Origin of the sequence: Bacillus sp. AFS098217 (assembly GCF_002551815.1) — a bacterium.
Classification (GTDB): domain Bacteria; phylum Bacillota; class Bacilli; order Bacillales; family Bacillaceae_G; genus Bacillus_A.
Genome location: NZ_NVPR01000035.1, coordinates 1 through 17,706, shown reverse-complemented (window position 1 = coordinate 17,706; position 17,706 = coordinate 1). Strand labels below are relative to the sequence as shown.

At 37.4% G+C, this 17,706-nt stretch carries 17 protein-coding genes and 2 other annotated features; of the genes, 10 read left to right on the top strand and 7 right to left on the bottom strand.

All coding sequences use genetic code 11. From position 1 onward, the window contains the following. Positions 1–158: 158 nt before the first annotated feature. The 4 genes from COO03_RS10445 to COO03_RS10430 form a co-directional block, all read right to left on the bottom strand. Positions 159–2,222: an ATP-dependent helicase gene (locus tag COO03_RS10445; RefSeq protein ID WP_097897118.1), complete on the bottom strand. Its 2,064-nt coding sequence runs from the start codon at positions 2,220–2,222 to the stop codon at positions 159–161. Positions 2,223–2,322: 100 nt separating this feature from the next. Beyond that, positions 2,323–2,745 (bottom strand): GNAT family N-acetyltransferase, encoded by a 423-nt coding sequence (locus tag COO03_RS10440; RefSeq protein WP_097897117.1) that lies wholly within the window; start codon positions 2,743–2,745, stop codon positions 2,323–2,325. A gap of 1 nt (position 2,746) precedes the next feature. Then, positions 2,747–3,265, bottom strand: coding sequence for a YjcG family protein (locus COO03_RS10435; protein ID WP_097897116.1), 519 nt, complete (start codon positions 3,263–3,265; stop codon positions 2,747–2,749). 92 nt (positions 3,266–3,357) lie between these two features. Beyond that, entirely contained in the window at positions 3,358–4,089 is a 732-nt protein-coding gene (locus COO03_RS10430; RefSeq protein ID WP_097897115.1) for an alpha/beta hydrolase, read from the bottom strand. 373 nt (positions 4,090–4,462) lie between these two features. Here COO03_RS10430 and COO03_RS10420 point away from each other — a divergent pair, with 373 nt between their 5' ends. After that, positions 4,463–5,374: a DMT family transporter gene (locus COO03_RS10420; protein WP_097897114.1), complete on the top strand. Its 912-nt coding sequence runs from the start codon at positions 4,463–4,465 to the stop codon at positions 5,372–5,374. A 534-nt stretch (positions 5,375–5,908) separates the two neighbouring features. Further along, a complete protein-coding gene (locus COO03_RS10415; RefSeq protein WP_097897113.1) occupies positions 5,909–6,322 on the top strand; it encodes a PH domain-containing protein in 414 nt (137 codons plus the stop codon). A gap of 26 nt (positions 6,323–6,348) precedes the next feature. Here the strand turns inward: COO03_RS10415 and COO03_RS10410 are convergent, their stop codons facing one another. Together COO03_RS10410 and putP are read right to left on the bottom strand one after the other, a co-directional pair. Then, positions 6,349–6,738, bottom strand: a complete 390-nt coding sequence (locus tag COO03_RS10410) for an Ig-like domain-containing protein (RefSeq protein ID WP_097897139.1) — start codon at positions 6,736–6,738, stop codon at positions 6,349–6,351. Positions 6,739–6,915: 177 nt separating this feature from the next. Next, complete coding sequence (gene putP, locus COO03_RS10405; protein ID WP_097897112.1) at positions 6,916–8,382, bottom strand: sodium/proline symporter PutP; 1,467 nt, start codon at positions 8,380–8,382, stop codon at positions 6,916–6,918. A gap of 306 nt (positions 8,383–8,688) precedes the next feature. Then, positions 8,689–8,927: a binding site (T-box leader), on the top strand. A gap of 94 nt (positions 8,928–9,021) precedes the next feature. Beyond that, positions 9,022–9,263: a binding site (T-box leader), on the top strand. Between the two features lie 51 nt (positions 9,264–9,314). On the opposite strand from putP, the gene trpE reads away from it, so the two are divergent. From trpE to trpA, 7 genes are read left to right on the top strand one after another with little or no spacing between them, the layout of a single operon-like run. After that, on the top strand, positions 9,315–10,733 hold the full coding sequence (trpE, locus tag COO03_RS10395; RefSeq protein WP_141523305.1) for an anthranilate synthase component I: 1,419 nt from the start codon (positions 9,315–9,317) through the stop codon (positions 10,731–10,733). Continuing rightward, positions 10,730–11,317: an aminodeoxychorismate/anthranilate synthase component II gene (locus COO03_RS10390; protein WP_097897110.1), complete on the top strand. Its 588-nt coding sequence runs from the start codon at positions 10,730–10,732 to the stop codon at positions 11,315–11,317. The genes trpE and COO03_RS10390 overlap by 4 nt, the downstream gene beginning before the upstream one ends. Beyond that, the gene (gene trpD / locus COO03_RS10385) at positions 11,314–12,339 is read left to right on the top strand and encodes an anthranilate phosphoribosyltransferase (protein WP_097897109.1); all 1,026 of its coding nucleotides are present in this window, start codon (positions 11,314–11,316) and stop codon (positions 12,337–12,339) included. Before COO03_RS10390 ends, trpD begins: the two co-directional genes overlap by 4 nt. A gap of 1 nt (position 12,340) precedes the next feature. Further along, positions 12,341–13,102 carry an indole-3-glycerol phosphate synthase TrpC gene (gene trpC / locus COO03_RS10380; RefSeq protein ID WP_097897108.1) on the top strand — a complete coding sequence of 254 codons (762 nt, stop codon included), beginning with the start codon at positions 12,341–12,343 and terminating at the stop codon, positions 13,100–13,102. Then, positions 13,099–13,713 (top strand): phosphoribosylanthranilate isomerase, encoded by a 615-nt coding sequence (locus COO03_RS10375; protein WP_097897107.1) that lies wholly within the window; start codon positions 13,099–13,101, stop codon positions 13,711–13,713. Before trpC ends, COO03_RS10375 begins: the two co-directional genes overlap by 4 nt. Then, on the top strand, positions 13,710–14,903 hold the full coding sequence (trpB, locus tag COO03_RS10370) for a tryptophan synthase subunit beta (protein ID WP_097897106.1): 1,194 nt from the start codon (positions 13,710–13,712) through the stop codon (positions 14,901–14,903). Before COO03_RS10375 ends, trpB begins: the two co-directional genes overlap by 4 nt. Positions 14,904–14,906: 3 nt before the next feature. Beyond that, on the top strand, positions 14,907–15,668 hold the full coding sequence (gene trpA, locus COO03_RS10365) for a tryptophan synthase subunit alpha (RefSeq protein ID WP_097897138.1): 762 nt from the start codon (positions 14,907–14,909) through the stop codon (positions 15,666–15,668). Positions 15,669–15,706: 38 nt separating this feature from the next. Here trpA and COO03_RS26970 read toward each other — a convergent pair whose 3' ends face one another. After that, entirely contained in the window at positions 15,707–15,877 is a 171-nt protein-coding gene (locus COO03_RS26970; protein WP_154724649.1) for a hypothetical protein, read from the bottom strand. Positions 15,878–15,908: 31 nt separating this feature from the next. Between COO03_RS26970 and COO03_RS10360 the strand changes: the two genes are divergently transcribed. Further along, the gene (locus COO03_RS10360) at positions 15,909–17,405 is read left to right on the top strand and encodes an L-lactate permease (RefSeq protein ID WP_097897105.1); all 1,497 of its coding nucleotides are present in this window, start codon (positions 15,909–15,911) and stop codon (positions 17,403–17,405) included. The last annotated feature ends 301 nt before the right edge of the window (positions 17,406–17,706 follow it).

Genomic DNA, 17,706 nt, shown 5'->3' with positions numbered 1-17,706 from the left:
ACCCCGTATCCTCAAGTCTATACTATTAGATTATGAGTCGAGAATGGGCGATATTACGGGAGACAAAGTCGAATTCTAATGGGAATTTTTTACGAACAGCGCTAGACAATAAGCTGAATATTGTTTGAGAAAGATATAAAAAAAATCAGCACCACATGTTAAGGTGCTGACGTTTTCGGTACATCTTTTCGCGTGATATATAAAAAACGAGATATATCTAATTTTTTTCCTCTGAAAAATTGCGGAGAGGAAATATAAAGTTCTTCTTTTGCACGTGTGATAGCGACGTAGAGCAATCTTCTTTCTTCTTCTAACGCTTCCGAAGTATCCGTGACGCGGTCATTTGCATCTTTTAAAGATGATGAGTGGGGCAGTATACCATCACTTGCGCCAAGTAAAAAGACGCACGGGAACTCAAGACCCTTTGCATTATGAATGGACATCAGGGATACGGCATCTTTCTGTTGCATTGTTTTTAATGCTTCCATTTCTTTTTGACTTTGAATAGCCGTATTAATAAATTCTAAATAAGCAGGGATATCAGTAAAACGATTTGCTGATTCCATCAGTTCTTCTAGCATCTCTTCTTGTATGTCTTTATGCATTGTAAAGGAAGAGCGGTCATTGCTTTGTAAGTACTCTAAATATTTACCTTTACCCTTGATAATTTCTTTTAGTGCTTTTTTTGGTTCCAATTCTTTTATAAATTTAATAAAATCAATCCGGTCGTTTATTTTTTTGACTTGAAATGGTTTTAAATTTGGGTTGAGCAATAGGAAATGGAGAAGGGAAGGGAATCTTCCTTCGCCATATTTCCACTGTTCACGTTCAATAAATGAAATACATTCATCACGGCCGATATACATCGTTGGCAATATGTTTGAGAGCGATTCGATTCGAAACGGTTCGTATGCTAGGCGCAGATGATCTAATACGGGTTTAATTAAAGAATGTTCATAGAACGATTGGCTCGCACCGTGTTTTATAAACGGAATTTTATGAATCGTAAGCTGATCGAGTAAAGAACGACTTACGGAGTGTGTACGATATAGCAAACAAAAGTCTTTGTATGCGCGCTCACCGCTCGCCACTTTATCCTGAATGAGTTGTAGAATTTGATTTGCTTCATCAAGAGTGGTTGCAGGACGTGCGTAAAATGGTTGTATCCCTTCTTCATGAACAGAATACAATTCTTTTTTAAAACGTTCTTGATTGAGTTTAATTACTTCATTTCCAAGTCCTACGATAAATGGATTGGAACGATAATTTGTATTAAGAGCAATGATGCTTGTATCATCAAATTCTTTCGGAAATGATAAGATAATTCGATGGCTTGCGCCGCGCCAGCCGTAGATCGCCTGATCATCGTCACCCGCGATAAATAAATTATTTCGCGGCGAAGCTAACAGCTTTACAATTTCATATTGTGCATAAGAGGTATCTTGGAATTCATCCACCTCAATATAGTGGAAGCGTTCTTGTAATTGCGTTAACAACGGAGCGTTATTTTCAAGCATATAGAATGTTTCTAGCAAGATATCGTCAAAATCTATGTAGCCGTATCGTTGTTTCACATCTTCATAGCGCTCATATACTTCACGAAATTCCTGTTCAACAGGTGTTTTAGCTTGTACATCTTTTGGGCGATTTAATTTGTTTTTTTCAAGTGAAATCATTGCGAGCATTGTTTCAGCGTCATAATCATCTTTTAAACGCAATTCTTTCAAAATTTTCTTAATCATAATTTGTTTATGTTTTTCATTCGCTAAAATTTGCTGATTATATCCTTGACTACGAAGTAATTTTAAAAAGACGGAATGAAATGTACCTGCGACAACATACTGGCTTGCAGTACGATTCATGCCAGGTAAGCCTGCCACGCGGCTTCTGATTTCTTCAGCAGCTTTTTGTGTAAACGTCAGTAGTAAAATATTGCGCGGATGCACATTTTTTACGTTGATTAAATAGCCAACGCGGGTAGTTAAAACAGATGTTTTTCCGCTCCCGGCTCCGGCCAATGTAAGAACAGGGCCTTCTGTCGTTCGTACCGCTTCTAATTGTTTTTCATTTAAATAAACGCCTTGTTGTTCTAAAGCACGGAAATAAGTGGCATCTGCATCCTTCTCCACAATTAAATGGGAAGATGTTTTTGGAATATGATATGTCGCTTGCGGAATGCTAGCGTGTGTTAATGATTTTTGTGAAAATTTTTCTTGAGTCATACATTCACCTTCAAATTTATAGCATCAACTTTTAACTTTAGCGGAAGAAAAAGAAAATAGCAATGTAAAAAACAGGAGGGGTTACCTCCTGTTTAGAAAATCACAACTCTTTTATCATCACAACATGTGGTATATCAGCTTCTATAAATACATCAGAAACAGTTTGATATCCGAGTTTCTTATAGAAGGATTCTGCCTGTGTTTGGGCATGGAGTTTCAATTTTGGCATCGACTTTTCCTGAGCATATGCTTCGAGCGTGTCCATAATGATTTTTCCAATTCCTTTTTTGCGATGGGAAGCGAGAACGCATATACGTTCTACTTTCCCAATGCCATCAACCGTGCGAAGGCGGCCTGCTCCGACTGGAATATTATCATCATATATAACAATGTGTTTAGCGATTTCTTCAAATTGATCGTATTCTTCTTCAGCAGATACATGTTGCTCTTCAACAAAGACTTGTTTACGTACAGAGAATGCATCTCTTAGCTGTTGGTCTGTTTGTACGATTTGTGCTTGCAAATTACTTGTTCTCCTTTCCAAGATGAAATGTTTCGTGTACAGTCCACGTTTCATTTTCTAATTGGTAGAGAAGATGGAAACGATCGATTGGTTGTTCGTAATAAAAGTCCTTCATACGCAAGCGACCTAACACATCAGCATGCTCTGCATCTGATAAATTTTGCCCGACTGTTAAATGTGGTACGAATGCGTACTCGCGTTCTTGGCTGAAGAATCCGTTATGCATTTCTTCATTTAAGAATGCGAGTTCAGGTGTTTTTTCTACTTTAAAATAAATAACATTATTAACAGGTGCGAATGAGTTCACCTTTCCAACATGAAGGGTGAACGGATTTGTTTTGTTTGCGATTGTGTGTAGTTCTTGGACAATCGTTTCTAATTCTTCATCTGGTGCCTCAAAGGGTGCTTTTAGTGTGATATGTGGCGGAACCAATGCATAATGCGGATCATAACGCTTACGCAGTCCGTTCGCTTTATCTTGGATCATTTTTGATGGAAAAATTACAATGCCTAGTTTCATTTTTTAATTCCTCCCTTTGTAAGTCTAGTTAGATTTTGAGAAAACAAATCTCTTTTTATATTATATCAAATAATTCTGAATACTGCTTTCTTTTATTTCATTGATAGAATATGAGAGAATGCTTTTGGTAAATCTGCCTGCCAATGTTTCCAAGTATGATTTCCTTCGAATTCCTCGTAATGTGTTGCGAAATGCTTTTCTGTAAGAAGTGCATGCAGTTCACGGTTCGGGCCAACGAAATCAGAAGTTTGTCCGTCTGTTCGCTTCACATTTGTTTCTTCTGTACCAATTACATGATAAATGTCCAATGCTTGCGGCTCTGTAAAGTCTTTTGTAAGGCGAAGCACTGTTTCATCGACAAATGGCGATTGCATAACGACTTTACCAAATGTATGTGGATACTTAAGCGCTGTCATAAAAGATACTGTGCCGCCAAGGGAATCACCGATTAATACGCGCCCTTTTCCCATTTGATAGGTTGGATAATTTTCATCAATATATGGAACAAGTTCATGAGCGAGAAAACGAATATATGCTGCATTCTTTACGTCATTTGGAAAATATTTTTCTCTACGATCGTGTACATTTTTATATGGAATACCGACAATAATTGTTCGGTCGATTTCTTCATTTTCGCGAAGACGCTCAATTACGCGGTGTGCTTTACCAAGTTGAAAATAATCTCTACCATCTTGTGCAATTACAACTGTATGTTTGTGTAATGGCGTATAATTGGCTGGTAAATAAACGAGAAGTGTAAGCTCTTCTTGAAGTGATGTACTGAAAAATGAAATTTCTTCGATTCTCCCGATTGCTTGATTCATGTATGATCCCCCTAAATAAAAAATATGCTGTAACTGTTCTGTGAGGGTAGCACGGCTGTGCTTCTCATTTTATATTTTACCATAATGGTAAGAAGAATCTAAAAAATTAGTATTTATGTGCGGGCAGTAATACCTTCATTTCAAGATTCAGAGAAAAGCAAGGAAGATAGGCGGGGAATAAAGCTCTCCTACTAATGGAAAATTCCCTTTATCCCGCATTAACGGTCAGTAATACTCCCACCTCAAAATTTGGCGAAAGCAAAGAAGTAAGGTGGGAGATAAACTGCCCGTNNATTAAAGTTTCACTTTATGTTAAGAAAGAAAAAAGCTATAATGAAGTGGATTTTTTACAGGGGAGAGGGGCGAATTAAATTTGAAACAAGAAAAAGCAATTGCACTACCGTTAGCAGTTTCCATTATAGCTATTTCATTTGCAGCTGTTTTCGTAAAGATGTCCTCAGCGCCATCTTCAATTTTAAGTATGTATCGATTATGGATTATTGTCGTGCTTATGCTGCCAATTGTTTGGAGGAAACGGGAAGAATTTCGCAGAATTCAAAAGCGAGATTGGATTTTTTTAATCGGATCAGGATTCTTTTTAGCACTGCATTTTCTTTTATGGTTTGCATCTTTAAAATTTACAACCGTTGCAAGTTCAACAATTATTTTAGCACTCCAGCCAATTATATCTTTAATTGGAGGCTTTTTTCTGTTTAAAGAAAGAACTACGTATTCGGCAGTTGTCACAATGGGAATTGCTATTCTTGGCGTGATGTGTATCGGCTGGGGAGATTTAGGATTAAGTGAACAAGCAATCATTGGAGATATTTTATCCTTTTTAAGTGTCATTGCAGTTGTTGGCTATTTATTTATCGGGCAAACAACGGTTAAGAAAGTTTCCCATTGGATTTATAGTTTCACTGTTTTTGCATTTGCAGGTATATTTATAGCAATTTATAACGTAGTAATGAGTGTACCGTTTACAGGATATTCTACATGGGACTGGTGGATTTTTATTTTACTTGCGATGGTACCAACAGCTTCACATATGATTAATAACTGGCTGTTAAATTATGTGAATGCGACAACGATCTCAATGAGTATTTTAGGAGAACCTGTTGGCGCGTCCATACTTGCCTTTTTCTTACTTGGTGAGAAGTTAAATAGTATGCAAGTGATTGGGAGCGTTCTTGTATTATGTGGTGTATCTATTTTCTTACTGCAACAACAAAGAGGCGTATCAAAAGAGCCGGTGAATGGTGCGGTATATACACAAGATTTGTAGACTATTAGAAAGCTGTTGGGAAAATACCAACAGCCTTTTCTATATATACATAATATACATAAACCCCCTCTTTTTAGGTGGGAGAGAGCATCTGGCCATGCATAGAAGCGGTCAGGGCCTTTTTCTGCTACATGCGAAGTAAAAACAGAAAGAGCGAACGAGTGTAGGTTACTTTGTATTCTGCATAGCAAGGATTTAGATGTCGAAAAATGAAAATGGATTTATATGGGAAAAACATTTCCAAAGATTATATGACTTATAAATTTTTAATGAAATAAAACCTTTATATATACATAAAAACCGACATAAAACCCCTCTTTTTAGGTGAGAGAGAGCATCTGGCCATGCATAGAAGCAATCAGGGCCTTTTTCTGCCACATGCGAAGTAAAAACAGAAATAGCGAATGAGTGTAGGTTACTTTTTATTCTGTATAGCAAGGATTTAGCTACTGAAAAATGAAAATGGATTTATATAGTTCGAAAAGTCTTTTAACAAAAAATTGGTATACAATGGATAAAGGGAGGTGGTTTTGGGTGTACTTTCCATCAAAAAAAGATGCATGGTTATATCCAATATATTTAGCGGGGATTGTTGCTTGTTTTGCTCCTTTTCTTGTAGGAAGAGATTTTTTTCTTCTATTTTTTACTATTCCTTTTGCAATTCTTCTCATTTGGAGCTGGTTTACGACAGGTTACAAGGTAGAAGATGAACAGATCATCATTACATATGGGCCGATGAAAAAAAGAATTTCAATTAAAGATATAAGAAAAATTTCAAAAACAAAAAATCCATTAGCAGCTCCCGCACTATCGTTTGATAGGATTGAAATTCTTTACGGATCAGATTTTGAAACGGAACTAGTTTCACCAAAAAATAAGCAACAATTCATATCTTTGCTAAAAAGCATGAATCCTCAAATAGAAATAGAGAAAAGTATAACAAAATGAGAAGAGTGGTTGAATAACCACTCTTCTCATTTTGGATTCGTGATATAGGGATGTACATGAACGACACATAAATCGCGAAATTTTCCGTCGGCAGTTGTTACAATTACGACCGCTCGTCCTGCGTTTTTTCCTGCAATAATTGTTTTATTTTGCTGTGTATGAATCGCTATGATGTCAGGGTTCATGTTTGTCCATATAAGCTCTTGATTTGTTGCGTGTACGGGGAGGACAAAAGCGGATAATTCTGCACTTTGTCCCGCTTTTATTTTTAATTTGTTTTTTTGCATATGAACACCAATTACAGATACAACAGAGGGAGCAAGTGAAATTTGAGGTGAATTTGATTGTATGTTAAGACAAGAAGTATTTGTGATAGATGAAAAACGTTTCATATTTTGGTGTCGTATTGATGCCATCATTCTGGAGTCCCCTTTCTGTATAAGAGTCGATACGAATACTATAACTGAATAGTGTTATAGTAAATTTAACGAAACATAAAGAAATTGTTAATTTCAAGGAGAAAATTGTCGAACAATGATTGAAAGAAAGGAACCTCCACTTTTATCATAAAAGCGGAGGTTCTCATTTTTAATTTATGCAGTTTTCTCAAACTCTTCAAACTGTTTTTCAACTTCTTTCGAAGGTTTTGTTAGTAAACTAACAATTACGATTACAATTAAACTAACAGCGAAACCAGGAATCATTTCATATAAGAAAGCTTTTAAGAATTTGAATTGCGTCCACGTAATAACGGTAGCAGCACCAGCAATCATACCAGCCAGCGCACCCCATTTTGTCATACGTTTCCAATATAAACTTAGTAAAATAGCAGGTCCAAATGAAGAACCGAAACCAGCCCACGCATACCCAACAAGTGCTAAGATTGTATCGTTTTGTTTAAATGCTAACCCGCACCCAATAAGGGCAATCACAAGAACAGCCATACGGCCGACAAATACAAGCTCGCGATCAGAAGCAGAACGTTTAAAGAATGTTCTATATAAGTCTTCTGTTACTGCACTTGAAGTAACAAGAAGCTGAGATGAGATTGTACTCATAATAGCTGCTAAAATAGCTGCTAATAAAAATCCAGTAATCAGTGGATGGAATAAAATCTTTCCTAGTTCAAGGAAAATCGTTTCAGGATTTGATAGCTTTAATCCTTCTTTTGAATAGTAAGCAATACCGATAAGACCAGTAAACATAGCTCCTACAACAGAGAAAATCATCCAGCTCATACCAATTCGGCGCGCGGCTTTAATTTCTTTTACAGAAGAAATCGCCATAAAGCGTACGATAATATGAGGTTGTCCAACATAACCAAGGCCCCATGCGAATAATGAAATAATGCCTAATACAGAAGTGCCTTTAAAAATATCTAATAATGCTGGATCAATAGATCGAATTGTACTGAATGCTGGACCAAGTCCATTTACATTCATGATTGTTACGACTGGAACAAGAATAAGAGCGATTACCATAATGATTCCTTGCACGAAGTCTGTCCAACTTACAGCTAAGAAACCACCAAATAGTGTGTAAGCTACAACAACACCTGCTACAATGAATAATCCAACATGATAATTCAGGCCAAATGAATTTTCGAATAATACAGCGCCTGAAACTAATCCTGAAGCTACATAAAAAGTAAAAAAGATCATAATAACAAGTCCAGATACTAAGCGTAACATATGAGATTTGTCATGGAAACGATGTTCTAAAAATTCTGGAATAGTAATGGAATTGTTTGCAAGTTCAGAGTAGGTACGTAAGCGAGGAGCGACATAGAGCCAGTTTGCGTATGCGCCAAGTGTTAGGCCAATCGCAATCCAGCTGCTGCTTAATCCAACGCTAAACATTGCACCGGGTAAGCCCATTAAAAGCCAACCGCTCATATCGGATGCTCCAGCACTTAATGCTGTTACTGCGGGGCCTAGTGTACGCCCGCCAAGCATATAATCAGTTAAGTTGGATGTTCGTTTATAGGCGAAATAGCCGATAACTAACATCCCGAGCATGTAAATAGAGATAGAAGTTAAAGTTAACATCTGTGTACTCATGTAGTTCTCCTTCCGTTTGTAATGTCTTTTGATGAAATTTGCCTATTTATAATCTATCATGATTATTCCGGAAAATCCATACACAAATATGAATTTTCTGAAATGTAAGCGTTTTTTGACAATGATTTATTTTTAGAATATATAATTTTCTGACAAAAAACCTTAATTTTAATAGAGTATTTATTATATTTACATAAAAATAGGTTGTTTTGTCAATATAATATTGAATGAAGAAAAAATAAAAATTTCAAAAAAAGTATTGACTTATGAAAAAAGTGAAGACTATAATGAGTGCAACTTAAAAAAATGCAAGCGTTGATGAAGAAGAGTACATATTATGAACATGTCAGAGAGCTGATGGTTGGTGCGAATCAGTATGGAATTAATATGGAATGGCCTTCGGAGCTTCCAAACCGAACCGAAAGAAGTAGGCTTTGGCGACATGATCTCATCGATACAAGAGACACGTATTAACTTTTGATACGGTAAAGTGCGTTACATTTGTAACGAATGAAGGTGGCACCACGGGAGTACCCGTCCTTTTTATAGGATGAGTACTCCCTTTTTGTGTATAAATGCCTATTCAAAAAGGAGGATAATTTACCGGACTTTTTGAATATCCTGTATAAAAATAAATAAGTTAAATCGTTTAAGTAAGAAGAGTACGTATATTGGAGACGTTCCAGAGAGCCGGGGATAGGTGGGAGCCCGGTGCGGTGCCGTATGCGGAATGGGCTTACGAGAGGTATGCTGAACAGAGATAAGTAGGCAACCCGGGTTCCGCCGTTACAAGGATAAGGTATATATTTTGTACCTGAATAAAGCGGGATGCTTTTGCATTCAACATGAGGTGGTACCACGGTAAATTTATCGTCCTCTACATATTTCGATATGTAGGGGACTTTTTTATTTTTCAGAGCGAGGTGAAAGACATGATAACGAAAGAAGAATTTATGACGCAAAAGAGACAAGGAAAAACATTTTTAGTAATCGATGAAGAAGAAGGAGATAGTGTCACGCCGATTTCTTTATATAGACGTATGAAAGGAAATAAGAAGTTTTTACTGGAAAGCTCGCAGCTTCATCAAGATAAGGGGCGCTATTCTTACTTAGGTTGTAACCCTTATGGAGAAGTGAAAAGTGTTGGCACGGAAGTAGAACGAACGATACATGGTCAAACTGAGAAACTTGAGAAAAATGTATTACCAGTATTAGAAGAAGTACTCGCGTCATCGCAAGTAGAAAGTCCATTTCCATTTTGCGGAGGAGCTGTCGGATATATTGGCTATGATGTCATTCGGCAGTATGAAAATATTGGAGAGGAATTAGTTGATCCAGTAAACATTCCAGAAGTTCATGTATTACTGTACCGCGAGTTTATCGTATATGATCATTTACGCCAAAAATTATCGTTTGTATATGTATGCAAGGAAGAAGATCTATCTTCTTATGAAGAAGTGTACGAAAGATTACAAGTATATAAAATGGCAGTACTAAGCGGAGAAGAAGAGCAAGGAAACGAGGCAATATCGTCTTTATCATTTACTTCTTCAGTAACAGAAAAAGAATTTTGCGAAATGGTAGAAACGGCGAAAGAATCCATTCGTGCTGGAGATATTTTTCAAGTCGTATTATCCCAGCGCTTGCAGAGTGAATGTAAAGGGGATCCATTCGCGCTCTATCGTAAACTTCGGATTGCGAACCCGTCTCCATATATGTTTTATATCGATTTTCAAGATTATGTCGTACTCGGTTCTTCACCAGAAAGCTTGCTTTCAGTAAGAGAAGATAAGGTGATGACAAATCCAATCGCAGGTACGAGACCACGAGGGAAAACAAGGCAGGAGGATGAGGAAATCGCAAAAGAATTATTAGGAAATGAGAAAGAGCGGGCAGAACATATGATGCTTGTGGACTTAGGAAGAAATGATATCGGAAGAGTGAGTGAAATTGGCTCTGTTACGCTAGATAAATATATGAAAGTAGAGAAATACTCTCATGTCATGCACATTGTATCTGAAGTTTCCAGAACATTGCGAAAACAAATGAACGGTTTTGATGCCTTAGCTTATTGTTTACCGGCTGGGACAGTGTCTGGGGCACCAAAAATTAAAGCAATGGAAATTATAAATAAATTAGAAGGAGAAAAAAGAAATGTATACGCTGGAGCTGTAGGGTATATTGCCTTTTCAGGAAATCTTGATATGGCACTTGCGATTAGAACAATGGTTGTGAAGGACGAAAAAGCATACGTTCAAGCAGGAGCTGGCATCGTTTATGATTCAAATCCAATAGCTGAGTATGAGGAAACGTTAAATAAGGCGAAAGCATTACTGGAGGTTATGAAATGATCGTCCTCATTGATAATTATGATTCATTCACCTATAACTTGTATCAACTGTTAGGAGAATATGTAGAAGAGATTGTAGTTCTGCGTAATGATAAAGTAACGATTCAAGACCTTCAAGAGATGAAACCAAGAGCGATTATTCTTTCTCCGGGACCTGGAAAGCCAGAGGATGCAGGGATTTGCATCGAGATTATTCAGCATTTTTATAAAGAAATCCCGATTCTTGGTATATGCCTTGGTCATCAAGCTATTATTTCGGCATTTGGAGGAGAAATTGTAAGAGCGAATCGCATTAAACATGGAAAAACATCACGTGTGAAACATAATGGGACATCAATCTTTTCATATGTTACCCAGCCACTGACGGCCATGCGTTACCATTCACTCGTCGCAGCACAAAATAACATGCCGCAATGCTTTGACGTATTAGCAACAGCGATGGACGACGGAGAAATTATGGCAGTTCGCCATAATTATTATCCACTCTTCGGTTTACAGTTTCATCCGGAATCGATTGCAACAGAAGAAGGCGGGAAGTTAATACGTGCATTTTTATCTCAAGTGAAAGAGGTGGAGAAAGTATGAATCATTATCTTCGTAAATTAGTAGAGGGACAAAATTTAACGGAGCAGGAAATGTATACAGCAGGTCTACTGTTATTAAGTGAAGATATATTAGAGAGTGAAATAGCGGCCTTTTTAGCATTGTTAAAGGCAAAGGGCGAAACAGCAGATGAAATATATGGTCTCGTCCGTGCTCTTCGGGAAAAAGCATTGCCCTTTTCCAGTCATATAAAAGGAGCGATGGATAATTGCGGAACAGGCGGTGACGGGGCACAAACATTTAATATTAGTACAACGTCGGCATTTGTACTTGCAGGAGCCGGTGTAAAGGTTGCAAAACACGGGAACCGTGCCGTTTCTAGTAAAACAGGAAGTGCTGATTTATTAGAGGAACTCGGTGTCAACATTAGTTGCACACCAAGCGAGATTGACTATTTATTAGAGAATGTTGGCATTGCCTTCTTGTTCGCACCAGCAATGCATCCAGCATTAAGGCGCATTATGAAAATAAGAAAAGAATTAAATGTCCCGACAATCTTTAATTTAATCGGTCCTTTAACGAACCCGATTGATTTAGAAACGCAGTTTGTTGGGATATACAAACGAGATATGTTGTTACCAGTAGCAGAGGTACTACAAAAGCTTGGTAGAAAACAAGCGCTCGTTGTAAATGGAAGTGGCTTTTTAGATGAAGCATCCCTGCAAGGAGAAAACCACGTTGTCATTTTAAAAGATAACGAAATAATAGAAACGAGTATTGTTCCAGAAAAGTACGGATTTTCACGTGTGAAAAATGAAGAGATTAGAGGCGGAAATCCGAAAGAAAATGCAAAGATTACACTTCAAGTATTAAAAGGAGAAAAGAGTGTATATCGCGATACAGTTTTATTAAATGCAGGTCTTGCGCTTTTTGCAAATGGAAGAGCAGAGACGATTGGAGAAGGCATTCAATTAGCTGCTCATAGCATTGATTCAGGGAAAGCATTAGCGAAATTACAATTATTAATTGCGGCGAGTCATGAAAAGTTAGAAAGGGTGAATTGAAATGGGAACAATTTTAGACAAAATTGTAGAGCAGAAGAAAAAAGAAGTCGCAGAATTACATGAAACATACACACCGGTGAAAGAGAAACGAAACGTGTACTCGCTTGTAGAGGCGCTGCAGCAATTTACAGTGATCGCAGAAGTGAAAAGAGCGTCGCCATCTAAAGGGGATATTAACTTACACGTTGATGTAACGAAGCAAGTGAAAACGTATGAAGAATGCGGTGCAGGAGCTGTTTCTGTTTTAACAGACGGTCAATTTTTCAAAGGATCTTTTCGCGACTTAGAAACAGCAAGAGCACAAAGTAACATTCCGCTTTTATGTAAAGATTTTATAATCGATAAAATTCAAATTGACCGAGCGTATGAAGCGGGAGCGGATCTTATTTTACTTATCGTTGCAGCATTGTCAAAAGAGAAGTTAAGGGAGCTTTACGAATACGTAATTGAAATGGGACTAGAAGCAATTGTCGAAGTTCATGATGAAAGAGAATTAGAAATCGCACTAGAATTAAATCCGCATGTAATTGGCATTAATAACCGAAATTTAAAAACGTTTGAAGTAGATTTAGGTCAAACAGAAAAGCTTGGAAAACGATTGAATGAAGAAAATGTACTTTGGATTAGTGAAAGCGGGATTCATAAGGAAGAGGACATTGTACGTGTGAAACAAGCAGGGGCTAAAGGAATACTTGTTGGGGAAGCGCTTATGATGGCACCTTCTGTCGGAGACTTTTTTCATTCATTGAAGGTGACGCCATGAAAGTGAAAATTTGCGGTATTACGGATCTAGAAACAGCAAAAGTAGCTTGTGATTATGGTGCAGATGCAATCGGATTTGTATTTGCAAAAAGCAAACGGAAAATTGCCCCAGAGCAAGCGAAACAAATCATTAATGAGCTTCCAGCGCACGTAATGAAAATTGGTGTTTTTGTAAATGAGTCAGTTGAAAGTATGCAAAAAATCGCAGCAGAGTGTGGTTTAACGCATGTGCAATTACATGGGGATGAAGAGAATTATCATATTAAAAGATTGAATATTCCGTCTATAAAAGCTGTAGGAGTAGGATCAGAGGCAGATATTATAAAAGCGGCAAGTTATGAAACGGATTATGTTTTATTTGACAGTCCGAAAGAAAAATTTCGGGGCGGGAATGGAAAAACATTCTCATGGAAGCTGCTTGAACATATTCCAAAAGAACTGCAGAAGAAAACGATACTAGCTGGTGGACTGCACATTGGAAATATACAAAAAGCAATTCAAACAGTTCAGCCATATATGGTCGATGTCAGCAGCGGAGTAGAAACAGAAGGAAAGAAAGATATTGAGAAAATCAAACAATTTATTATAAAAGCGAAGGAGTGTTCCATATGAAATACGCATATCCAGATGAAAAAGGTCACTACGGTATATACGGAGGACGCTATGTTCCCGAAACGTTAATGCAATCTATTTTAGAGCTAGAAGAAGCGTACAAAGAAGCAATGCAAGATGAAGCATTTGAGCAAGAATTAAATCATTATTTACAAACGTATGTCGGAAGAGAAACACCGCTTTATTTCGCAGAAAATATGACGAAGTATTGCGGCGGAGCGAAGATTTATTTGAAACGTGAAGATTTGAATCATACAGGAGCTCATAAAATTAACAATACAATTGGGCAGGCACTTCTAGCAGTACGAATGGGCAAGAAGAAAGTTGTCGCTGAAACGGGAGCTGGACAGCACGGAGTTGCAACAGCAACGGTATGTGCTTTGCTTGGTTTAGAGTGCGTCATTTTTATGGGAGAAGAAGATATAAAACGTCAAAAGTTAAATGTTTTTCGAATGGAGCTACTAGGAGCAAAAGTGGAAAGTGTGGCAGCAGGTAGCGGAACGTTAAAAGATGCGGTAAATGAGGCGCTTCGTTACTGGGTTGCACATGTGCATGATACGCACTATATTATGGGATCTGTTCTTGGACCGCATCCGTTTCCGCAAATTGTACGTGATTTCCAAAGTGTAATTGGGAAAGAAACGAAGAAGCAATATGAGGCATTAGAAGGGAAATTACCAAAAGCGGTTGTTGCTTGTATAGGCGGTGGTAGCAACGCGATGGGTATGTTTTACCCATTTGTACATGATGAAGAAGTTGCTCTTTACGGTGTAGAAGCAGCGGGTAAAGGAACTCATACAGAGAAACATGCAGCGACTTTAACGAAAGGAAGCGTTGGTGTCTTACATGGTTCTATGATGTATCTTTTACAAAATGAAGAAGGACAAATTCAGGAAGCGCACTCTATTTCTGCAGGATTAGATTATCCAGGGGTTGGACCAGAACATAGCTTGTTAAAAGATATCGGGCGCGTTTCTTATCATGCAATAACAGATGAAGAAGCGTTAGAAGCTTTCCAATTATTAACGAAAAAAGAAGGGATTATTCCAGCGTTAGAAAGTTCACACGCTGTAGCGTATGCTCTTAAACTAGCACCTAAAATGAAGCAAGATGAAGGACTTGTCATTTGTTTATCAGGCCGCGGGGATAAAGATGTCGAAAGTATAAAACGTTATATGGAAGAGGTGTAAATGATGGGAGTAGAAAGAATTACAGCCGCGTTTCAAAATGGAAAAAAAGCATTTATCCCGTATGTAATGGGAGGAGATGGTGGGCTAGAAAAGTTAAAAGAACAAATTCGTTTTCTAGATGAAGCAGGAGCAAGCATTGTTGAAATTGGCATTCCTTTTTCTGATCCAGTTGCCGACGGACCGACAATTCAAAGAGCAGGAAAACGAGCGTTAGACAGCGGCATAACATTAAAAGGTATCTTTCAAGCATTAGCGGAAGTGAGGCAGGAAGTGCAAATTCCATTTGTACTTATGACCTATTTAAATCCTATTTTAGCTTTTGGAAAAGATTGCTTCATTGGAAGTTGTCTTGAAGCAGGCGTTGATGGAATTATTGTTTCAGACTTACCATATGAAGAACAAAACATTATCGCACCGCTTCTCCGTGATGCGAATATCGCCTTAATTCCACTTGTTACCGTAACAAGTCCAATTGAACGAATCGAAAAGATTACGAGTGAATCACAAGGCTTCGTATATGCGGTAACAGTAGCGGGTGTTACTGGGGTTAGACAAGACTTTAAGCAAGAGATTCATAGCTATTTAGAAAAAGTGAAATCACATGTTCATTTACCTGTAGTTGCAGGATTCGGTATTTCAACACCAGAGCAAATAGAGGACATGATTACGATATGTGACGGAGTTGTTGTAGGAAGTAAAGTCATTGAGTTATTAGAAAAAGAAAAGCAAGATGAAATTTGTGAGCTGATCGCTGCGGTGAAATAATAATAAGAGGCTTCCTACTAGGGGAGCCTCTTATTAAATTAGTTTAATGGATTCTCACCAAAACGTTCTGCTAGCTCGTCTTTATCTTCTTCCCAATCGAACTCGATTTCAGGTTCAGATGGATTGTATCCTTTTTCATCAGATAAATAATAACAAAAAACTGCCGTTAAATTAATTGAATATTTCGTCATCTGGTATATAATAGTCACAATTGTATCCTTTAAGAAATGAGATGATGGTATGGCAATATTGTTGGCTCTTATTCCTATTATGATGATTTTTGTTTGTTTATTTGTGTTTAAACAAACGTCGTTAAAAGCTTCATTATTTTCTTATGCCGTCTGTGTTGGAATCGTTTTATTTACACCGATGTTTCGGCTAGGGATAGGTGAGACTGTCCATGCAACAATTAAAGGCGGATTAATTTGTTTTATTGTCGGTTACGTTTTGTTTTTTGGTATTTTTTTATTTCACCTTATGAATAAAATGGGGTATATCAATCAAGTTGCGCGGTTTATGGAACAAGTTACACACGATCGGTTATTACAAATGCTCCTTATGTGTTTCGGTATTTGTCCTCTTATTGAATCAGTAAGTGGATTTGGAATTGGGTTTATGGTGGCTGCTCCTATTTTTCTCTCGCTTGGCTATAAACCGTTCCAAGCAGTGTTATTATCTTTTATCGGCTTATTGGCAAGTTCATGGGGAGCGATGGCAACGGGAACAATTATTGGTTCACAACTTATCAATATGTCATTAACAAACTTAGGATCTAGCACAGCATTATTAAGCATTCCTATTTTTGCATACTTTGTCATCCTTTCTTTGCACGTAGTTGGTGGCTGGCAAGCAGTTAAGAAAAAATGGAAGGAAGGGTTCGGTTTTTTTCTCTTATTTTCTGTATCAATCTATCTTTCTAATACATATGTAAGTGTTGAATTAGCAGGGATTTTAAGTTCAATTGTTACGATTACATATGGCTTTCTCATCATTAAAATGACAGCGAGGCAAGGGAAGGAGTTTTTATCGGAGCATGCTGCAACAGTAGAACGAGAAGTTTCTATTATGAAAATTATAAGCCCTTATTTATTTTTAACAGTTTGTATTTTACTTTCTCGTCTCATTCCATCGTTACACGATATACTGAGGTCTTATGCTGTTCTTGATTTAAAGTCATACTCGTACAAACTAGAATTATTGTATTCACCTGGGTTTTGGCTAGGTATTACATGTTTATTTACTATTCTTTTCTTTCGTATTCCTTCTAGTATTATTAAAGAATCTATCTCCCAAACAATAAAGCAGTGGATTCCTTTCGCAATTACGACGACAATGTTCATTGCCATTTCAGAATTAATGGGTGCAGCAGGTATGCATACATTGTTAGCCGAAGCAGCTGGGCAAACATTTGGAACGTTATTTGTTTTTGTAGCACCTTTCATTGGTGGAGTTGGCGGCTTTTTGACAGGGAGTAATGCAGGATCCAATGCGATGTTTATAAAACTACAAATGCAAACGGCACAGAACGTCGGGCTTCCGTGGCAATATGTGACAACTCTTCAAAATACAGCTTCTTCTGTAGCGACAATTGCTTGTCCATCACGGATTACATTAGGCGCCTATTTATGTAATATTCCGTTTCGTGAGAATGAATTGTTGAAGAAGACAACATTAATGATTTTTGGAGCGGTGTTGATTGTAGTTGTAGAAGTAGTTGGTTGGTATGTATTACAGTGAAAGAGTTGAAGAAACTTTCAGGGTATATACCACTTTGTTTTTTTACAAATCTGTAAGGTTTTTGTCACGTATTTAAATAGTACGAACTAGATGAGAGCATTATAATGACTAACAATAAAGTAATTATTTTGCATCAAAAAGTCCCAACGTATGGTACTCTTGTAGAACCATTTTATCATTTTAACCGAGAAGCCCCCTTCCTCTAAACGAAGTGAAGGTTGGGGATGAATCGGTTTTTTATTTTTTTAAGAAAATTGCATTTTTTCAGAACGTACGTTTTGTTTTGTTGTATAATTGTCTT